The sequence below is a fragment of the Sorangium sp. So ce117 genome, from assembly GCF_051524395.1.
Lineage (GTDB): Bacteria > Myxococcota_A > Polyangia > Polyangiales > Polyangiaceae > Sorangium > Sorangium cellulosum_B.
Window position 1 is genome coordinate 3,370,150 of record NZ_CP150309.1, and the last position, 19,765, is coordinate 3,389,914.

Annotated in this window: 11 protein-coding genes; 3 read left to right on the forward strand and 8 right to left on the reverse strand. The window is 70.0% G+C overall.

Going from position 1 to position 19,765, the window contains the following annotated elements:
- Nucleotides 1–226: 226 nt before the first annotated feature.
- The 6 genes from WMF46_RS12805 to WMF46_RS12830 form a co-directional block, all read right to left on the reverse strand.
- A complete protein-coding gene (locus tag WMF46_RS12805) occupies nt 227–1,360 on the reverse strand; it encodes a sigma 54-interacting transcriptional regulator (protein WP_437985875.1) in 1,134 nt (377 codons plus the stop codon).
- A gap of 14 nt (nt 1,361–1,374) precedes the next feature.
- Nucleotides 1,375–1,941, reverse strand: coding sequence for an NADPH-dependent FMN reductase (gene ssuE, locus WMF46_RS12810; protein WP_437985876.1), 567 nt, complete (start codon nt 1,939–1,941; stop codon nt 1,375–1,377).
- A gap of 73 nt (nt 1,942–2,014) precedes the next feature.
- A complete protein-coding gene (locus tag WMF46_RS12815; protein WP_437985877.1) occupies nt 2,015–4,009 on the reverse strand; it encodes a hypothetical protein in 1,995 nt (664 codons plus the stop codon).
- A gap of 540 nt (nt 4,010–4,549) precedes the next feature.
- Entirely contained in the window at nt 4,550–5,302 is a 753-nt protein-coding gene (locus WMF46_RS12820; RefSeq protein WP_437985878.1) for a hypothetical protein, read from the reverse strand.
- Entirely contained in the window at nt 5,299–5,868 is a 570-nt protein-coding gene (locus WMF46_RS12825; protein WP_437717333.1) for an RNA polymerase sigma factor, read from the reverse strand. Before WMF46_RS12825 ends, WMF46_RS12820 begins: the two co-directional genes overlap by 4 nt.
- A 35-nt stretch (nt 5,869–5,903) precedes the next feature.
- The gene (locus WMF46_RS12830) at nt 5,904–6,995 is read right to left on the reverse strand and encodes a hypothetical protein (RefSeq protein ID WP_437985879.1); all 1,092 of its coding nucleotides are present in this window, start codon (nt 6,993–6,995) and stop codon (nt 5,904–5,906) included.
- Between the two features lie 229 nt (nt 6,996–7,224).
- On the opposite strand from WMF46_RS12830, the gene WMF46_RS12835 reads away from it, so the two are divergent.
- Complete coding sequence (locus WMF46_RS12835) at nt 7,225–9,414, forward strand: substrate-binding domain-containing protein (RefSeq protein ID WP_437985880.1); 2,190 nt, start codon at nt 7,225–7,227, stop codon at nt 9,412–9,414.
- Nucleotides 9,415–12,987: 3,573 nt separating this feature from the next.
- Nucleotides 12,988–13,707: a hypothetical protein gene (locus tag WMF46_RS12840; protein WP_437985881.1), complete on the forward strand. Its 720-nt coding sequence runs from the start codon at nt 12,988–12,990 to the stop codon at nt 13,705–13,707.
- Between the two features lie 103 nt (nt 13,708–13,810).
- Here the strand turns inward: WMF46_RS12840 and WMF46_RS12845 are convergent, their stop codons facing one another.
- Both WMF46_RS12845 and WMF46_RS12850 read right to left on the reverse strand, forming a co-directional pair.
- Nucleotides 13,811–15,118 carry an ammonium transporter gene (locus tag WMF46_RS12845; RefSeq protein WP_437987891.1) on the reverse strand — a complete coding sequence of 436 codons (1,308 nt, stop codon included), beginning with the start codon at nt 15,116–15,118 and terminating at the stop codon, nt 13,811–13,813.
- A gap of 230 nt (nt 15,119–15,348) precedes the next feature.
- Nucleotides 15,349–17,001, reverse strand: a complete 1,653-nt coding sequence (locus WMF46_RS12850) for a 4-alpha-glucanotransferase (protein WP_437985882.1) — start codon at nt 16,999–17,001, stop codon at nt 15,349–15,351.
- A 276-nt stretch (nt 17,002–17,277) separates the two neighbouring features.
- Between WMF46_RS12850 and glgX the strand changes: the two genes are divergently transcribed.
- Nucleotides 17,278–19,617, forward strand: coding sequence for a glycogen debranching protein GlgX (glgX, locus tag WMF46_RS12855; protein ID WP_437985883.1), 2,340 nt, complete (start codon nt 17,278–17,280; stop codon nt 19,615–19,617).
- The last annotated feature ends 148 nt before the right edge of the window (nt 19,618–19,765 follow it).

A 19,765-nucleotide genomic window follows, 5' to 3' on the forward strand; every position in this document is an offset into this window, starting at 1 on the left:
GCGACCCGACGTGCTCTGCGAGGCTGGATCACGAATCACGTGCGCATCTGTTGTGCAGGACACGCAAACGGTGCACCTGTTATGCAGGACACCCAATCGGCTCGTGCCGCTCGAGGCTTGCTCGCACCGGGGGCGTAGGGGGGCTTGTCGCTCTATATCGCACCTTGGTGGGGCTGGCGTGAGGCGCGGGCTTTCCTGGCGGGGAGGACGGACGCGGCGGCGTCCATCAGGGCAGGGAGATCGGGAGTGCCGTCGCCGCCGCTCGCGCGTCGCCGGGCCTCGACGGCGCGGCCGGGGGCTCCGGCGTGGAGGGCTGCGCGATCTCGCCGGACTGCAGGAGGCGCGCGCGCACGAGATCGCGGCTGACGCCGAGCCGCGCCGCCGTCAGCGCCAGGTTGCGGTCGCAACGGCGGTAGGCGGTGCGGATCACGATCTCCTCGACCCGCTCGTGCACGTTCGGGAAGTTGGCGTCGAAGAGGGCGGCGACGGTGTTCTCGAGCGTGGCCATCAGCCCATCGATGCTGTTCGGCGGCTCGAGCGCGGCCGCCTTCGGGCGGAGGCTCGTGAACCGCAGATCCTTCCCTGTCACGCGGCCCGCGCGGCAGACGAGGAGCGCCTGGTGAATGACGTTCTCGAGCTCGCGGATGTTGCCCGGCCACGTGTGCGCGAGCAGGCGGTCCACCGCGGACGACGTGAGCACGCACGGCGTGGGCCCCAGGCGGCGCCCGTACATGCCCAGGAAATAGCGCGCGAGCGGCAGGATGTCGCCCGGCCGCTCGCGCAGGGCGGGGACCGCGATCGCCGCGCCGCTCAGCCTGGAGAGCAGGTCCTCACGGAACCCGCCGACGGCGACCACGTCGTGCAGCGGGACGTTCGTGGCCGCGATGATGCGCACGTCGACAGGCACCGGGGTCCTTGAGCCGAGCCGGACCACCTCGCGGTCCTCCAGCGCGCGCAGCAGCTTGACCTGCACGCCGAGCGGGAGATCCCCGATCTCGTCGAGGTAGAGCGTGCCGCCCTCGGCGGCCTCGAGCAGGCCGTGCTTCATGGTGAGCGCCTTCGGGGACGCCCCCTGCTCGTGGCCGAAGAGCTCGCTCTCCGCGAGCGCGGGCGACAGCGCCGCGCAGCTCACGGCGAGGAAGGGTCGGCCGCGGCGCGCGCTGAGCTCGTGCACGTGCCGCGCGATGATCTCCTTGCCGGTGCCGATCTCGCCGGTGATGACCGCGGCCGCGTCGCCGGCTGCGACCTGCCTCGCGCGGCGTAGCAGCTCTTGCGATCTCGGGTCCTCGAAGAGGAGCGCCTTGGCGCGCTCGGTCGGCGCCGTTGTCGATTCGGGGGTGGGGAGCGTGAGCAAGCGCATGGGGGTACCGGCTCTCAGGCAGCCACCTCGCGCGCCGGCAGCGGGAGGCCTTCCCGGATCACGCTGTCGATGAAGGGCCTCACGATCTCTTCCAGCTTGCTCCCGAGCTCGTCATCGACGTCGAGCAGCCCGTCCTCCCCGAGCCGCAGCGCCTTGTCGAGCAGGAACAGCCCCGCGACGACGTGCCGCGCCCCGAGCGACTGGAGCACCGGACGGAGCGCGTAATCGATGGCCAGCACGTGCGCGAGCGTCCCGCCCGTCGCGAGGGGGAGAGCTGCCTTCCCCGCGAGCCCGAACTGCGGCAAGAGGTCGAGGAACGCCTTGAGCGCCCCCGTGTACGAGGCCTTGTAAATGGGCGTCGCGATGACGACCCCGGCCGCCTCCGCGACGACCCGCGCCGCGTCCACCAGGGCGGGGGAGTCGACGCGGCCGAACAGGAGATCTTCGGCCGGGAGCTCGCGGACGTGGATGGTGGTGACGCGAAACCCCTCGCGCACGAGCCGCGCCGCGATGCGGGCCGCGAGCGCCGAGGTCTTCGAGCGCGCAGAGACACTTCCGGTGATGATGGCAATGCCTGACATGCGCGCAGCATACCAAGGCCCGAGAGTGGTGTCTACTATAACGGATGAATCATCCGTCGAGGCGGATTCGCGGTCAGTTCTCGAACCGCACGTTGTCGAGGTAGTACGGACCCGAGTTGCTGTTCACGTTGAGGTTGAACTGCAGCTTCACGTCGCTGGCCCCTGCGTTCAGCGCGTTCTTGGTGGCCGTCTGCAGCTGGGCGAACTGGATCCTCACGAACTGGCCCCGGGGGAGCGGGGTGAGCGGGACGTTGCCGGCCCACTGGTTGTGGATGCCGGCCGAAGGGATCGAGATCAGCACTTCGATGTTCCCGACCCAGCTCGGGTTCGGCTGGACGGGAGACACGAAGAGATCGAGCGTGATCTTGTTGCCCACCGGCGCGAGGTTCGCCGAGCTGAAGCTCGGGCTGACGATCGCGTTGAACGAGGAGGGCGTCTTCACCTGGAGCGACGAGATGCCCTCCACCACCCGGCCCGAGTGGAGCGACAGCTGGGCCTGCGCCGACGTCCACGCGCCCGGCTTCTCGAACCCGAGGATCGGGTCGTTGAGGAGGAACTCCGCCATCACGTTCTTCCGGAACGGGATGAACACGCCCGTGAGGGCCTCCGAGATCTTGAAGCGCTGCCCGCCCGGCTCGTCCGGATCGGCCTCCAGCTGCTCGGAGGTCTGCGTGAACGGCCTCAGCTTCGCCAGCGTCGCGGTCGTGCCCAGATCGAGCTCGACGGTCGGAGAGCCCGTGGCGTCGCCGATCGGCTCATGGCACCCGCTGCACGAAAGGGAGAACGCGCGTCCCACGACCTGATCCGGGGTGAGCGCGCTGCCCATCGCGGTGAGCTTGCTCTGGATGCTGGTCCTGAGGGCCGAGGGCCCGGCGCCGAACGTCGCGAAGTAGTTGTTCTGGAGGCCGATCATCTGGCTCTCTCCGGCGTTCATCGTCGTCGGATAGCTCGGCTCCAGGGCGAAGCGGTTGATGTCGTCGGCCGCGGCGAGCCGCTCCACCAGGCCCGGGAACGACGTGCTCCTGAAGGCGACGGCGCGCGCGTCGGTCGAGGCAGGATCGAAGAGCGGCGCGGCCGGGTTGTCCTTCACGAACGACGGGGTCACGACCAGCGTGGCGCTGCTCCCCGAGCCGCTGTGAAGGAGCCTGAACTCCCGGAGGTTCCACGTCGTGAAGGGCTCGGGCGGATCGCCGTCGACCTCGGGGGCGAAGAGAAACTCGTTGGTCCGGATCTGGCCGCCGAGCGGGCCCGCGTTCTGGCCGTAGTGATCGATGTGAATGGCGGGCTCGAACCCCCCGGGCAGGCCGTCGAAATAGAAGGCGAGCAGCGCGTCCCTCCGCTGCTCCAGGGTCTTCCCCGGATCCGACAGGTTGTACCAGAAGTCGACGACCGGGCGGCACCCTTCCCGGCCAAGGCTCGGGGTCGGGTTGGGCAGCCGGCCCTCGAAGATGATGAAGTTGCGCATCTGGAACGCGCTCTCCGGGATGCCCGAGCGCCTGGCGAAGACGACGCGGTATTCACCGCAGTTGGCGCCGTCCGGCGGGGCGAGGTCGAAGCGGTTCGCCAGGGTCGTGGCGACGTAGGCGTTCGGGGCTTCCTCGTCGGCGAAAGGATCCCTGTCGGCCTCCTCGCCCACGACGCGGGGGCAGTCGATCGGCCACCCGTTGATGGACCCGGCCGAGCCGGGGATCACCACGTCATCGCAGTGCGGGCCGAGGCCGATCCCGTCCGCGGCCTTCCGGTTCGTGTCCATGAACTGCCGGAAGAGCTGGAGGGGCGTCAGGCTGACGCCCGCCTGATCGATGAGCTGCTGGAACACGTCCTTCAGCTTGAAGGCGCCGAGGATGTCGGTGTTCGTGACGACGAGCGATTTCCGTTCTTTGATGGGGAAAGGAAGCGAGAGCGCCTGGCCGGCCTCCGCGATCTCGCCCTCGGCGAGATCGGCCGGAGCGCCGTCCGTGGGGCCGAGATCCGCGCAAGAAACCGGCAGTATCGCGAGCGCGGCCAGCGCGGCGCGCCGCGCCCCCTGCCACACGCCGGGGGAGGCAAGATCAGAATGAGAGCGCACCGGACTGCTCGAACTCGATAGCTTCGACGACATGAAACCTCCTGAAATGAGCCCGAAGAACGGTGGAGCCGCGCGAGAGCGCGAGCGCGCGCTCGCGGATGGACGGGGCGGCCCGAGGAGGACGACCGCCGGCGAGCGCCCGCGTCGGTCCGCAAAGAGACGACGCCCGGCGCGCGCCGCATGGGCGACGTGCCTCACCGAGGCCAATCGCTGCCACGGCAGCCTGGCCTCATCGAGCCGCTGAATCCACCGTTCTGCGATGAAACGCCAGGGCGCCGCCGCCTCTCGGCGCGGCCGCCCGTGAACGCGGGACGTATGTTAGTACTGTTTACGTACAGGGCAAGCGATATGGACGCTCGTGTTTGTGCTCGCGTTAATTTTTCGCGGTCCGTGCGAGCGTAGTTTTCGTGTCCATTTCATGTCGTCCGCGCGAGCGTCGATGTCGTCGCCGCTGGCGCAGGCGAGGTGTTCCCGCTCGTGTGCTCGAACGTGGTGTGGAGTTTGCCGGTCTTGCTGGCGGAGCCGCGGTCGTGGAAGCAATCACCGAGCCGCGCCGACGATCCGGCGCAGCGGGTCGGCGAAGGAGCTCGATGGATACCGCGCGAAGAACGCCGCCGCGCGCGCCCGCGCCTCGTCGGCGCGCCCGAGGCGCACCAGCGCGCGGATCGCGATGAACTCCCGCTCTTCCGCGAGCCGCCCCTTCGGGAACTCGGCCTGGTGCCTCTCCAGCGCGGCGAGGGCGGCCTCCGGATCCTGCGCGAGCGCCGCTCTGGACGCGTCGACGAGGTTGGACTCCCGGACCAGGTCGTCGCCGTCCGCCGCGGCGGTCGCCTCCGGCGCTGGCGCCGCCGGTCGAAGGCTCCGCGGCGCCTCGCGGCGGAGGCCCGAGGGGGTCGGGCGCGGCGCCTCGGCCGCCGGCGACCCGGCCGCCGGCGCTTCGGCCGACACGCGGCCTTCCGCGCGGGAGAGCAGCCGCTCCAGCGGCAGATCGGTGAGCACCGGAGGCGGCGCGATCGGCGCGGCGGCGCTCGGGGCCTCGCCCAGGACAGCGTGGAGCCCTGCCCCGCCCGCCCCGATGCCCGCCACGAGGAAGATCCCCTTGATCCACGCCGGCATCGTCGCTCCGGCGCCGGCGGCCGCGCCCGCGGCCGTCTCGAGCGGCGCCACCCGGGCCGCGGTGCGCGCGAGCTCGGCGGAGGTCATCGGTCGGATCGGCGCGGCGGCGCGGAGCAGCTCGCGCGCGCCGGGCGGGGCGCCTCCTCCTTCCTGGTTCCATCGCTTCGGATCGCTCATCTGGCCCCCCTGCGCGCGCGCTCGGCCTCGGACTTCTTCAGGAGCGTCGCGAACTCCTTCCGCGCCGCGTGGAGCCGTGAGTAGACGGTCCCGACGGGGACGCCGACCAGGCGCGCGATCTCGTCGCACGGCATCTCTTCGATCTCGAACATGACGAACACGGCCCGGCGATCGAGATCCATGGCCTCGAGGATGCCCTCGAGCTGCTGCCGCGCCTCGCGGCTGGAGGTGATCTCTTCCGGGCCGCGCGCGGAGTCCGGCACGTCGTCCACCACCTCGCCGAGCCGCTCGCGGCGCGTGTGGGCGCGGCGGCGGTGAGACGAGGCGACGCGGCGGCTGATGGCGAAGAGCCAGGTCGTGATCGGGCAAGCCCAGTCGAAGGACGGGAGCCGCTGCTGGACGACGACGAAGACGTCCTGGAAGGCATCCTCCAGGTCAGGGTGCTGGATGCCAAACCGCTGGAGGGTCGCCCAGACGAAGTTGCCGTGCTCGGCGTGCAGGGCGACGAGGCTCCGCGGCGGCTGCTTGGCGTCGCGCAGGACGTCGGCTCGTAAGCACTGCTCCACGGAAAACTGAATGCCGGCAGCCCGGGGCTCCTTCATCAAAATGTGAGGCCGACCCCCCCGAACACCGCGGCGGCGAGCGCGGCCTGCTCCAGGCCCGTCGGCAGCCCGCCCTCGAGCTGGAAATCGTACCGTGTCACTGGAACGAAGAGGTCGATACCTGTCTCGAGCCGCAATGGCCCGAGGACTCGGACGCCGAGCCGCGTGCCGGCCCCGAGGCTGAGCCACGCGCGGGAGCCGACGTCGGTCGGCAGGATCGTCGGCGGGACGTCGTCGTCCCCGTGGATGACGGCGTAGATGGCGCCCGCCACCGCCCGGCCGCAGAGCCCGAAGGCGACCGAGCGGCTCCGGACCATTTCAAAGCACGCGCCGAGCCAGCCCGCCGTGAGCCCGAAGGCGAACGTCCGCCGGGTCGCGTGCTGCTCCGGGAGCCACAGCGCGCCTGTCTCGAGCGTCCACCGCGGCAGGATCGACCACTCGCCCGACAAGGCGACGCCGAACCCGGGCGAGGGGACGATGCCCGTGGAAGCGAACCCGCGCCAGGAGACCGAGAGCCGGGGCGGCGGCGGGCCCTCGGCCGGGGGCGGCGTCGCCTTGGCCTCCGCCGGCCAGGGGAACGGCGGCTCCGGCGCCCGCTCCGCCGCCGGAGGGCGCGCGGGCAGCGGCGGGGGACGCGGCGTCTCGGGGGCCTGCGGGGGGCGCGGCGCCTCGGCGGTCGGGGGGGCGAGGCCGGCCTCCGGATCGGTCGCGAGCAGGATGTGCACCGCCGCAGCGGCCACGATCCCGTCGCAGCTTTGCCGGTCGTCGGAGAGCTCGCGGACCGTCGGCGGGGCGCCGTCGCACAGCTCGGTCCGGATCGTGGCCGACCAGGCCCCGGGCTGCCCCTGCACCACGGCCTCGATCGAGGCGGCCTTGCCCGTCGTGACGAGCTCCCGCCCGAGCCGCCGCGAGATCTCGGCGCGGAACCGGGACGCCGACGGGCACCGCCCCTCCGCGCCCGCGAGGCGCACCCAGGACACGTCCGCGGCCGCGCGATCGCACTCCGCCCGCGCGCACGGCACGCCGGTGAGCGTGAGCGCCGCGCAGGCGCCCAGCGCCGAGACGAGCGCTCGTACGGCCGGCGCGCTCACCGTCCGCTCCCTTCCTCTCGCCCGATCGATCCCTCTGCGGAGAAAGGCGCGGGCTCGTACGGCGGGCGCGCCATGACGGCGAGAAGGGTTCGATCGAGGGCCAAACGGATCGGCGATGCTGTACACCCGGACGATTCGCGAGTCACAGGAATTTCTGGCGGGTGGCGGTGAACGCCGTCGGTGAGCGAGACGGAGATCCGGTATTCATCCATTCGCGAGCCCGCAGCCCATGCACTCCCGCCCGACCACCATCGGCGTCCTCACGCCCTTCCTCGACGGCTTTTATTTCACCTCGGTCCTCAGGGGGATCCATCAGGCGGCGCAGCAGCGCGGCCATCGTGTCTTGGTGGTGCGCGGCACGCCAGCGTACGTCCAGGCGCCCTCGCTCGCCCGGGACCAGGTGGACGGGTGGATCGTCGTGCTCGCCACGGATGGCATCGAGCTCCTCGCGCAGGCGGGTGTCCCGCTCGTCACGGTCAGCTCCTGCGCCCCCGAGGCGGGCTGTCCTACCGTCATGCCGGACAACCGCGAGGGCGTCCGGAGCGCGGTGCGCCACCTGATCGAGCATGGACACCGGCGCATCGCGTTCGTCGGTTGCATGGATCAGGACGACATCCGCGCGCGCTTCGACGGGTACATGGAGACGCTCGTCGAGAGCGGGATCCCCTTCGATCCAGGCCTCGTCTTCGACGCCGACAACAACTGGCACTCCGGCGGCCAGCGCGCCGCAGAGGCGCTCATCGCGCGCAGGGGAGAGCTCACGGCCGCGGTCGTCGCCACGGACAAGAACGCGCTCGGTATGATGTCGGCCCTCCAGGCCGCCGGATACCGCATCCCCGACGATCTGGCGATCATCGGCTTTGACGACATCACCGATGCGCAGTGGTCGACCCCTCCGCTGACGACCGTGCGCCAGCGCTTCGACGCCCTCGGGGCGCTCGCGTACGAGCTCGTGCTGGCGCGGCTCGCAGGCCAGGTCGTGCCGTCCGGGCCCGTGCTCGCGCCGACCACGTTCGTCAGGCGGCGGACGTGCGGGTGCGACCCGCTCCGTGGCGTGCTCCACCGGAAGGGCGCGGCGCCCGACGACGACCTCGGCGCCATCGAGCGGCAGATGGTCGAGCTGCTCCTCCGCCTGCCGCTGCCGCCCGAGACGCCCCCGACGGCCGTTTGGCCCGGCGTCTCCGCCGTGATCGCTGGATATGCCGCGGCGCTCGAGGGCGCCGCGCCCCCGCCCGCGGCCGAGATCGACGAGGCCTGTCAGCAGGCCGTCCGCCTCACGCCTGACGTGGAGAGCCTCATGGGGGTCGTCCGCCTTCTCGGCCGGTCCGGAAAGCGACGCCGCGCGCGCCTGGACAGGGAAGCAGCGGAGTCCGCGGAGGAGCGAGCCGAGGAGTTCCAGGAGCGGCTGCGCCTCTCGCTCATGCTGGCTCGCGTCGAGATGGAGCGGCAGTTCGTCGACGAGCTCGGGGCGCTCACGCGGTCCGATCACGAGGTGAGCCTAGCGCTGCTCGGCGGCACCCAGGAAGACTCGCGCTCGCTCTCCTGGCTCGACTCGACCGCCGCCGTCTGGGGCTGCCTCGCGCTCTGGGAAGACCCGGCGACGCGCGCGCGCCTCGTCATCGCCGGCGCCTACAGCCGCGATGGCAGCCCGACTCCCTCGCTCGGCGCCGTCTGCGCGCGGGAGGATTTCCCGCCCGCCGAGCGCTTGCCAGCGTCGACCGCCGGCGGCCCGTTCATGGTGACGCTCCTGCCGATCCGCACGCTCCGCCACGACTGGGGGGTCCTCGCGATCGTCGGCCCGAGCTCGATCGAGGTCGCCGGCGACGAGGGCACCATCTCCATCTGGGGGGCGCTCCTCGGCGCCGCCCTCGAGCGGGACGCGCTCGTGGAGTCGCTCTCCGAGCAGCACGCGAGCCTCCAGGAGGCCTATCGGCGCGAGCGCGCCCTCTCGGCCGCGGTGCGCGAGCTCGGCTGCCCGCTCATCCCGCTCATGCCCGGCGTGCTGCTCGTCCCGCTCGTCGGCGAGCTCGATGGAGATCGCGCCCGGCAGATGCTAGAGCGGGTGGTCGATGGGGTGAGCCGACACGGGGCGCGCTGCGTGCTGCTCGATATCACGGGCGTCCCGAGCATCGACGCCCAGGTGGCCCACGCGCTCGGGCAGACGCAGCGCGCGGCCTCCCTGCTCGGCGCCCGCGTCCGCCTCGTCGGCGTGCGCCCCGAGCTCGCGATGCGCCTCGTCGCCCTCGATATCCACCTCGGCGATCTCTCCAGCCACCAGTCGCTGGCGTCGGCGCTCGAGGACCTCGTGTCGACAGGAGTCCCCTCGCTCCGCACGAGACGGAGTGACGCGGCAGAAGCGACGCCGCGTTCGTCGCGCAACGCGATCTCCGATATGCGGCGTCGCGGAGGATCGGAGTGACGCTCCGCGCGTCGCGCTGAGCGCGCGCAGCGCTCTGTAGACCCCCCAACCACTGCGCGCCGCCCGCGCTGGTCTCGTCTGGCGCTGAGCACGCCTCGAACGTGCATGTCGTCTCCCACGGTTGGACGGCGAGACGCGCAAGGTGCTGTGCGCGGTGAGCGTGTTCGGCGACGTCTTCTGCAAGGGGGAAACAATTTCTACACGCAAAAACAATGCTGAGGAATTCCGAGTAGTTGGCGGATGTGCCCGGCATGGACGGCGGCCAGCGGGCGGACGCCGTCGAGGCTGCGCGCGGGCCATCGGGGCGTGCCCGTACGATCCCGGCGGTCGCGGGTCGTCAAGGGCGCGGCTTCGGATCGCTGCGCCTGGGGCACGCGTTCGGGGCTGCGGTCGTTCACCATCCAGCAGCTCAACGAGGAGGAACTCGGCGCGGCCGCCGTTGAGTACATGGCGCCGGAGCCGATCGGCGTGGTCCCTCGCCGCAGCGCGGGCGTCGGTCGGGGGGCCGCGCCACGCCTAGCCGACGTCGAGATCCCCGGGCACGAACTCGGAGGGCCGCGGTCGTCCACTTGGGCACGCTCAGGGCCGTCGCAGATGTCGAGGTGAACGTCGGCCAGCTCTGTGCAGTGGCTCTCCACCTGGCCGAGTGCAGGAGCGACGCTGGCAAAGGGCGAGCGTGGCGCCGTCGCCCATCTGGCCGAGTACAGGAGAGGCGCCAGCGACGAGGCGCGCGGGCGCGAGCTCGGCTCCTCTCCGCCGCTGCGGTCGTAGAGGTCGAAGCGCATGCCGGGCAGCACGGTGCGGCCACCATAGTCAAGCGGAATAGTCGCGGCGCTGCGAATTTACGGCGAGAGCCGTTCGCCAACCAATTGGTTGACGAACAGCCAGGGGGAGAAGCGTTCCAGCAGCAATGGACGCACTGGCGAAGGACTTCGCATCGTCGCAGGCGCTATCCGATACGCCCTATTCCAGCCTGTCGCCCGACGATGCGGTGTCAAATCGGCTTAGGTAAGGTGTGCCTTGTGCATCAAATTGGCATACCCATACGTGGTCAGGATCATACGCGGTAGCACCTCCAATAGATACAGGTGGGGCCGCTTGCACACTCGGCAGCGCGTCGAGGATCTCCTCGCTCCCCGCACGCCATCGAAAGGACCATCTCGTCATCTCGGAAGGTCTCGGGTGATGCGCGTTCCGACGTTCGATGATGCGGCCTCGCGTATGGCGATACCACTCATTGAGCCGTTTGGCTATGTACAGATCTCCTGTGTGTGGAAACCATGCAGCGAGCTCAGATCCGGCGTTGAGTGCGTTGGCATACACTTTAACTGGCGAGAGCCACTCTTGCGATAGCTGTCGCAGGAGGAGCTCGTCAAAGAGCGACGGTAATAGCCCATTGCCTGCCCGTCGGGGAAAGAGTCCGGCATGATAACGCCCAAGGTTGGCCAACTGCGGGTGGAACATGCTCCCAGATGCACAGAACCTAGAAAAGGCAACGGGCGAGCGGCGGCACCACAGTTTCCAGAGCGTAGCCGCGAAAGTTGTCTCGAGCTTCGACCATTGGACCACGGGCGGCTTGCGTAGCAGAGCATCCGCGGCATAGATGGATATAGCCATGCCTGGGCCGGGCCCTTGCGGAAATGTTCCGGCGGTCTCTGGGCTGAGATCAACGACGAACACCGTACGCCCGCGCTCGACTACGGAAGCACAGATTCGACAGAGGCTCATCAGGCCGCCTGGTGTCGGCGGAAGCGCCACGCAGATCGGCGGCCCATCAGAACGCGCAAGCTCTTCATTGAGATCGGTAGACGGCTCTCCCCCCCAGTATCTAACGCGCGCAGCACGATGACGTTTCGGATCGACTCTTGATGGACCCAGCAGGAGATTGTCATCGTCGGCCACGACCGGGGATGCAACCTTGGCTAGAGCCGCTCCGGCAACCCTGCCAACGGCAACATGTATTGCGCCCTGTATCGGAACATTCATCATCTGAATCCGCACGATCTGCATTTGCATGCTGGCGGGTATTGTGTTTCCTTTTGGCAGGCGTCGCGGCAACTTTCACACGGTGTGTGGCCCCATTTGTCGCAGCCTGGATATCCCGTGATGCACTTGCCGCCGATCTTTTGGCAGTCCACGAACATGTCTGTGCATGTCTTGTCGGGCGTGCACCCTGCCATCTCTTCAGTGGCGCCGCTCCCCACGTCGTCACCATTTCCGAACCGGTCTCCCGCAGCTGCTGACCCCGGTGGGTATGGTCCTCCGGCCCCTGTGCCTTCCGTCCCCCTAAGATAGCACTCGCCCACGTCGTAGTTGCACGCCCACACCGTGAGACCGAGAGGAATAAGAACAGGGATCGCCTTCAACTTCAGGCTGTGGCGCATGTTCATCCTCCACGTTTTCCAGATGCGTGTGCGGAGGGGTGGCGTCAACTGTGATTCAGGGCATGGATAGCGTTCCTGCCGCTACGGCTGGTTAACCTCGCCCCGGTCCGAAGCCGAGCTCGATCTGAGCGAAGCGGGTTGCACATCGTCGCTGCCGAGTTCGGCGCGGACCATCGGAGGTCGAGGCGCACGTCGACGCGGCCTTGAGCCTTGAGCCTGCTCCGCGCGTTGTGACGCCCGGGGCGGGAGGTCTCGAGCGTGAGCGCGGCGCAGCCCCCGCGGCGGGGTGGGGCGGTCGAGGTGGACGGACATCGGCGAGCGCGGCGCGACCTCCGTCCAGCTGGTCGAGTTCGGGCGCATCGCCAGCGACGAGCAGATCGAGCACGAGCCCCCCGTGGCATGGCGCGGCGCCACCGCCACCCTCGGGCCGTTCCTGGCGATCTACTCGATGCCTGTGTGCGGTGCCGTGATCTGCGACCGCGTGGTGGGGGTTGCTCCAGGCGGCCGCGCCCAGTCCGACTGGTACTTCGCGGGGCCCTGGGGCGCGTCTACCAGCGTCCATGTGGACTGGGCTGGCGGCAGTAGTCGCGTTCTCCCTGGAAGTCTGGTCGTGATGCTGACCACTGGACCAATTCGGAGATTCGAGGTGAAGTCGAAATGAAACAGGCTGGCTATTGTTGATGGTACTTTACTCCGCTCCTCCTTCCGCCTTGACGTCTGAGCTCGCGAACGCGGCGGACTCGCCGGTGTCTACCTGGAGCGGCCACGAAGGGCGAGGGACAAACAGCGCTCAGCTTCCACGTATCCCTTCTCGGGCCATACGTCGGTATCCACCTCTCCGGCATCCCCGAGGAGGAGCCGGTGGCGCGCGAGATCGCTCGGGAGATCGAGGCCACCTACCCCGGTTACCGACCGATCCCGGCGCAACTCGGAAACGAGGTGGTGCCGGATGTGGCGATGGACACGGTGTTGATGGGCGAGGCGACGATCTACATGTGCCTCTTCTCGGTCGTGTGGACTTGGGTCGAAAAAGTTCCGCTACCCGGGAGCACGTGGGCGAAGGCGCTGCTGTCCTCGATCCTGCTCGCCGCGGGCGCCAAGGAGCGGCCGGCGGGCGGCTCGCTCCGCCGGACCGCCGCGCCCTCGCGCCCTGGCGCGCAGGCACGCCGGCGTATGGTAAAAATGTCCTGTGCCTTCCACGAACCCGGTGCGTTCCCCTCGGCTCCACCCCGTCTCGGCGGGATTGCGGCGATGGCTTCCCCGGGCGCTGGCAGGCGCGTGCTGCGCCTGGGCGATGGGCTGCGCGGAGAGCGCGCCCTCCTCGACGGCGCCGGCGGCGCGGGTCGCCTCGACGGCGCGGGCCGCTGCGCCGGCGCCCGCCGCGAGCGCCGCGCCCGCCGGCACGCCGCCGGCGTCTCCGCCGACAGCGGGGGCGCCATCTGGCGACGCACCGGCGCGCGAGCGCTGGGTCGGTACGCTGGAGCTGACGAAGGGCTCGCAGCCCCTCATCGCCGGGAGGATGCTGTCGAGCGAGGACGCCGAGCGCTGGCTCGGCCCCGAGTGGCGCGCGCTGACCGGGCAGCGCGTCCGCGTGCTGGCGGTGCTGCGGGACCACGTCTGCGAGCCGCACGCTCAATGCATGATCGGGGGGATCATCCCGCTGCTGGAGCAGGTCGCGTCCGTCGAGCTGTGCAGCGGCGCGGGCTCCTCAGGCAGCGCAGCGGTCGTCGATTGCGCGCCGTCGCCCGCCCAGAAGGAGCGCTGTCAGGACGAGTGCCGCACGTTGAGCGAGGACTGCGGTCGGCGCGCCGACGGCGACCGCGGAGGGCTGCGCCGCTGCGGGTGCGCCAAGGTCACGTGCGAGCACGGCTGCGAGGAGACCGGCGAGCCCGCCTTCACGTGCAGGTGATCGCCTCCCTGCCGGGAAGGGCAGGGGGCCAAGGGGACAAAACGACGAAGGCCGCCTGGCACCCGCCAGGCGGCCTCCGCGAGCGAGCCTCCGCTGCGCTGGATCAGGCGCTTTCGCGCACGAGGACCGGCGCCGCCGCCGGCCTGGGGCTCGGGGGCATGCTCTCGGCGGCGTGGACGCCGCCCTCGCCGAGCGAATAGGCCTCCTCGCCGTGGAGGACGCCGTCGAGACCCTCGTCCTCCGTCTCCTCGTCGACCCGGAAGCCCATCACCACGGTGATCCCCTTCACGAGCACGAAGGTGACCACCGCCGCGTAAGCCGCCGCGACCGCGGCCGCGATCGCCTGCTCGGTGAGCAGCGCCGAGTTGCCCTTGATGAGGCCATCCTGGCCGGCCGAATTCCACACCTTGGAGGCGAACACGCCGGTGAGCAGCGCGCCGAGCAGACCGCCCACGCCGTGGATGCCGAACGCGTCCAGGCTGTCGTCATAACCCAGCTTGCCCTTCAGCATCACGGCGCCGTAACACACCCCGCCCGCCGCGAGCCCGATCGCGACAGACGCCATCGGGCCGACGAAGCCCGCTGCCGGGGTGATGGCGACGAGGCCCGCGACGAGCCCCGACGCCACGCCGAGGAGCGACGGCTTGCCGAAGCGCACGGCCTCGATCAGGGCCCACGCGAGCGCCGCGATCGCCGCGGCGATGTGCGTGTTCACGAACGCCACCGAGGCGAGCCCGTTCGCCGCGAGCGAGGAGCCGCCGTTGAAGCCGAACCAGCCGAACCACAGGAGGCCGGCGCCGAGCAGCGTCATTGTGAGGTTGTGCGGCACGATCTTGCGCGTCGGGTAGCCCTTGCGCTTGCCGAGCATGATCGCCATCACGAGCGCGCTCACGCCCGAGGCGAGGTGAACGACGGTGCCGCCGGCGAAGTCGAGCGCGCCGCGCGCGAGGAGCCACCCGCCCGGGTTCCAGACCCAGTGGCAGATCGGGCTGTAGACGAGGAGCGACCAGAGCAGCGTGAACACCACATACGACGAGAACTTGATGCGCTCCGCATAGGCGCCCGAGATCAGCGCCGGCGTGATGATGGCGAACATCATCTGGAACGCCATGAACAGGAGGTGAGGCACCGTCGTGCCGGCGCGCGGCTCGGTGCCAACGTTGTTCAGGAACGCGTAGTCGAAGCCGCCAATGAACCCGCCCTTGGATTCGGCGAACGCCAACGAGTACCCGAGCGTCACCCACGCCAGGGTCACGATCCCCATGGCGAAAAAGCTGTGCATGAATGTGCTGAGCGTGTTCTTCGTTCGGACCATGCCCCCGTAAAACAGGGCCAGCGCTGGCGTCATCAGCAGAACCATTGCCGACGAGACCAGGAGCCAGGTGGTGTCCGAGGCGTTGATTTCGTTCACTGGTGGCCTCCTCGACGGCGACACTAAGAGAACGCAGTTTTCCGGAATGTTTCGTCGGCATATACTTCGCGACAGCACGAAACATACCGCGACGACGCAGCGAGTCAGCGCGTGGGCGCCTCCGCGGTCAGCGCGCCGGCGGACTCGCTCCTACAGCGGGTCGATGGATTTGCAGTGAGACTATATCGCCGGTGGGCCCGAGGGGCCGTGAGACGGCGGGAGATGACGCGTTATCCGCGCCCGCTGGCCTCGATGCTCTCGCGCACCCGATCGAGCGCGGCCCGCACCTCGGGATCGCGATCGAGCGCAGACGGCGGCGCCGGCAGCCGGAACGACCAGTTCTGCGGCCCCACCGTCCCCGGGACGTTGATCCGATCGCGCGTGGCGAGCACGTCCTGGAGGAGCAGCAGCACGAGCTCGCTCGTCGCGCCGAGGATCAGGTCGAGCAGCGCGCGGTGGGTCTCCTTCGTGAACTGCGGGCCGAGCTCCTGCCGGCGCGGCGCGAGCTGCGGCAGCTCGAGGACCCCGGCGCGCTCCCGGTCGTCCCGCGACTCCCACCACACCACCACGGAGTCGGTGTCGTGCGTCCCGAAGCAGGCCACCGAGAGCGCCGGATACTCCGCCGGATCGCGGAACACGACGTCGTTCTTCTCCCAGATCAGCACCTTGTAGCCAGGCACCCCGAGCTCCGAGAGCGACTCCCGGACCCACCCTGGCACCGCGCCGAGATCCTCCGCCACGAGCTGCGCCCCGGTCTCCGCCGCCCCCGCCAGCATCGCCCGCACGACCCGATTGCCGTGGTCGCGCTGCTCCGCCTCCTCCGCGGGATCGAAGGTCGCCCTGGGCCGCTCCCCCCCCGGGGGCGTTTGCCCTTGCTCCGGGAAGATGTACGTCCGGTAGAAGCCGACCAGGTGATCGATGCGGAACCGGTCGTAGAGCAGCCCCGTGTAGCGGCAGCGGCGCCTGAGCCACGCGAAGTCGTTCTCGCGCATCCGGGCCCAGAAATACGGCGGGAGCCCCCACCGCTGCCCCTCGGTGTCGAACTGGTCGGGCGGCGCGCCGACCGTCATGTCGTGCCGGAACTCGCCCTGGTGCGCCCACACGTCGGCGCTGTCGCGCGACACCATGAACGGGAGATCCCCCATGATCTCCACGCCCTTGCCCCGGAGATCCGCGCGCGCCGCCTCCCACTGCGCGTGCGCGAGCCACTGGACGTACTCGTAATAGAGGATGTCCCGCGCGCGCTCGCGCCGCAGCGCCTCGAGCGCCTCCGGCCTGCGCTCGCGGATCGCCTCGGGCCAGTCCCACCACGCCCTGCCCTCGAAGGCGTCCTTGAACGCGCGGAACTGCGCGTAGTCGGGCAGCCAGTCCGACTGCCGCTTCACGAACTCGCCGAGCTCGGCCGCGCGCGGCGTCTGCTTCGCGTGGTGCTCGCGCTCGAACACGTCGAAGGCGAAGCGCAGCGCCCGCCCCTTCACGCGGCGCACGAGATCGTAGTCGACGCGCGCGCTGCTCCGCGCGCGATCGAGCGCCCCGAGGTCGTCGCCGAGCGCCTCGCCGAGGCGCTCGGCCGGGAGCTCGGGCACGGCGGACAGCGAGATGAACATCGGATCGATCCCGAACGCGGAGAGCGCCATGTACGGCGACGTCTCGCCCCCCGACACCTCGCCGAGCGGCAAGAGCTGCACGAGGCGCAGGCCCGCGGCGCGCATCCACGCGGCGAACTCGGGGAGATCGCCGATCTCGCCGATGCCCCACGAGCGATCGCTGCGCAGGGAGAAGAGCGGCACCGTCACGCCGGCGATGCGGCGGCGCGCGTCGGAACCGGGACCGGAAGGGGACGGTGAGCTCTGGGACTGATTTTCAACAGAGGGGGAAGACATGGGCGTTTTTCGCTTGGCTCCAGGCGTTCGGGGGCGAAGTCTATCCCGGGTCGCGCCGCCCTGGATGCTCCTTCTGCGCCCGTGCGGTAGCGCCGCCGCCGCCGCTGCCGCGCTCGCCAAGGGGCCGCGACGTCGCGCAGGGCGCGAGGGCGGGTCCGCCGAGCGGCCCGGCGGCGGGCGATCCCGGGGGCGGCGACCGAAAAATCAGGCCGCGCGCGCTTGTGTCTCGACAGCGGCGCCGATCTCGCGAATAGGGCGGCTTCACAGGTTTTTCAGATGACCAGACGCATATGGCCCGGCACGCCCACCCCACTCGGCGCCGTCTTTGACGGCGAGGGGGTCAACTTCACGCTGTTCTCCCAGTCCGCCACCAAGGTCGAGCTCTGCCTCTTCGAGGCCGTCGACGATGTCGTGGAGCGCGAGCGCATCGAGCTCCCCGAGCGGACGGCCCACATCTTCCATGGCTACGTGCCGGGGCTCAAGCCCGGCCAGCTCTACGGCTACCGGGTGCACGGGCCCTACGACCCGCGCTCCGGGCAGCGCTTCAACCCGGCGAAGCTCCTCGTCGATCCCTACGCGTACGCGCTCTCCAGCGAGCCGAACTGGAAGGCGCCGCTCTTCGCCTACGACCGCGGGGGACACCCCGAGCGCGGCGAGGGCGGCGCTGGCCGGCCCAAGGAGGCGGGCCGGGACGGCGCGGCGCCCGAGAAGGGCGAGGGCGGGCGCGGCGGCAAGACGGCGAGCGATCGCCGCGCCGCCGAGGCGCGCGGGAAGGACTCCACGCCGCCGCCCCCGCCGGCCCCGCTCGACGACCTGGAGATCTGCCACCGCGACAGCGCCTGGGGCGCGCCGAAGTCCGTCGTCGTCGACCACCGCTTCGCGTGGGACGGCGACCGGCCGCCGGCGACGCGCTGGCAGGACACGATCATCTACGAGGTCCACGTCAAGGGCTTCACCCAGCGGCACCCGGGCATCCCGGCGAACCTGCGCGGCACCTACGCCGGGCTCGCCTCCGAGGCGGCGATCGCCCACTTCAAGAAGCTCGGCGTGACGGCGATCGAGCTGCTCCCCGTGCACGAGATGGCGAGCGAGCGCGAGATCTGGGAGCGCGGCCTCGTCAACTACTGGGGTTACAACACGCTCGCGTACCTCGCGCCCGCGGGCCGCTACTCGTCGAGCGGGCGGCTCGGCCAGCAGGTGACCGAGTTCAAGGCGATGGTGAAGGCGCTCCACGCCGCCGGCATCGAGGTGATCCTCGACGTCGTGTACAACCACACAGCGGAGGGGAACCACCTCGGCCCGACGCTCTCCCTGAAGGGGATCGACAACTGGACCTACTACCGGCTCGTGCCGCACAACCCGCGCTACTACATGGACTTCACGGGCTGCGGGAACACGGTGAACACGCGCCATTACCAGACGCTCCAGCTGGTGATGGACAGCCTGCGGTACTGGGTGACCGAGATGCACGTCGACGGCTTCCGCTTCGATCTCGCGTCGGCCCTCGCCCGCGGTCACCATGACTTCGACCGCCTGAGCTCGTTCTTCGACATCATCCATCAGGATCCGGTCCTCTCGCGCACGAAGCTCATCTCGGAGCCGTGGGACGTGGGCGAGGGCGGCTATCAGGTCGGCAACTTCCCGGTCCTCTGGACGGAGTGGAACGACCGTTACCGCGACTCGGTGCGCCGCTTCTGGAAGGGAGATCTGCTGGCGGCCGACCTCGGCTATCGGCTCACCGGGTCGAGCGATCTGTACGCGTCCAGCGGGCGCCGCCCTTACGCGAGCATCAACTTCGTGACGGCGCACGACGGCTTCACGCTGAACGATCTCGTCTCGTACAACGACAAGCACAACGAGGCGAACGGCGAGGGCAACCGGGACGGCACGAACAACAACCACAGCTACAACCACGGCGTCGAGGGCCCCTCCTGCGACCCCGTGGTCGTCGAGCTGCGCGAGCGCCAGAAGCGCAACCTCCTCGCGACGCTCCTCCTCTCGCAGGGCGTCCCGATGATCAACGCCGGCGACGAGATCGGAAAGACGCAGCTCGGCAACAACAACGCCTACTGCCAGGACAACGAGCTCTCCTGGCACGACTGGGACCTCGACGAGCGGCGGAAGCAGCTCTTCGAGTTCACCTGCCGCCTCATCGCCCTGCGCCGCAGCCAGCCCGTGCTGCGCCGGCGGATGTTCTTCTCGGGCGGTTACGTGCACGGGAGCGGGCTCAAGGACATCGTGTGGTTCCGCCCCGACGGCGCCGAGATGACGCCGGAGGACTGGACCCACCCGAACGCCCGGGCGGTCGGCTACCTGCTCGGGGGCGACGCCCTCTCTGCGCTCGGTCCGCGCGCCGAGCCGATCTCCGGCGACACGCTGCTCGTGCTCATCAACGCGAACCACTCGCCGCTGGAGTTCGTGCTGCCCGCGATCGAGTTCGGCGAGCGGTGGGAGGTGCTCATCGACACCCGCACCGCCGGGGAGCCGGCGCGCACGGTGCCCGCGAGGGCAGGGGGAGAGCGCTACCTGCTCGTCGACCGGTCCGTGGCGGTGCTGCGGCTCCTGGAGCGCAAGGAGAAGAAGAAGGTCAAGCGGGTGAAGGCGCAGCGGGCGTAGTCGTCCCGACGCGCGCGCGCTCTCTCTCTCTCTCTCTCTCTCAGACGGCGATGGGTCGATGTCACCCGTGAAGCGCTGTTCGAACCCGTTCTCGCCACGCGAACCCGCGTCGCGCGACCGGTGTCGTGCGGTGCAACCGATGTTGGGT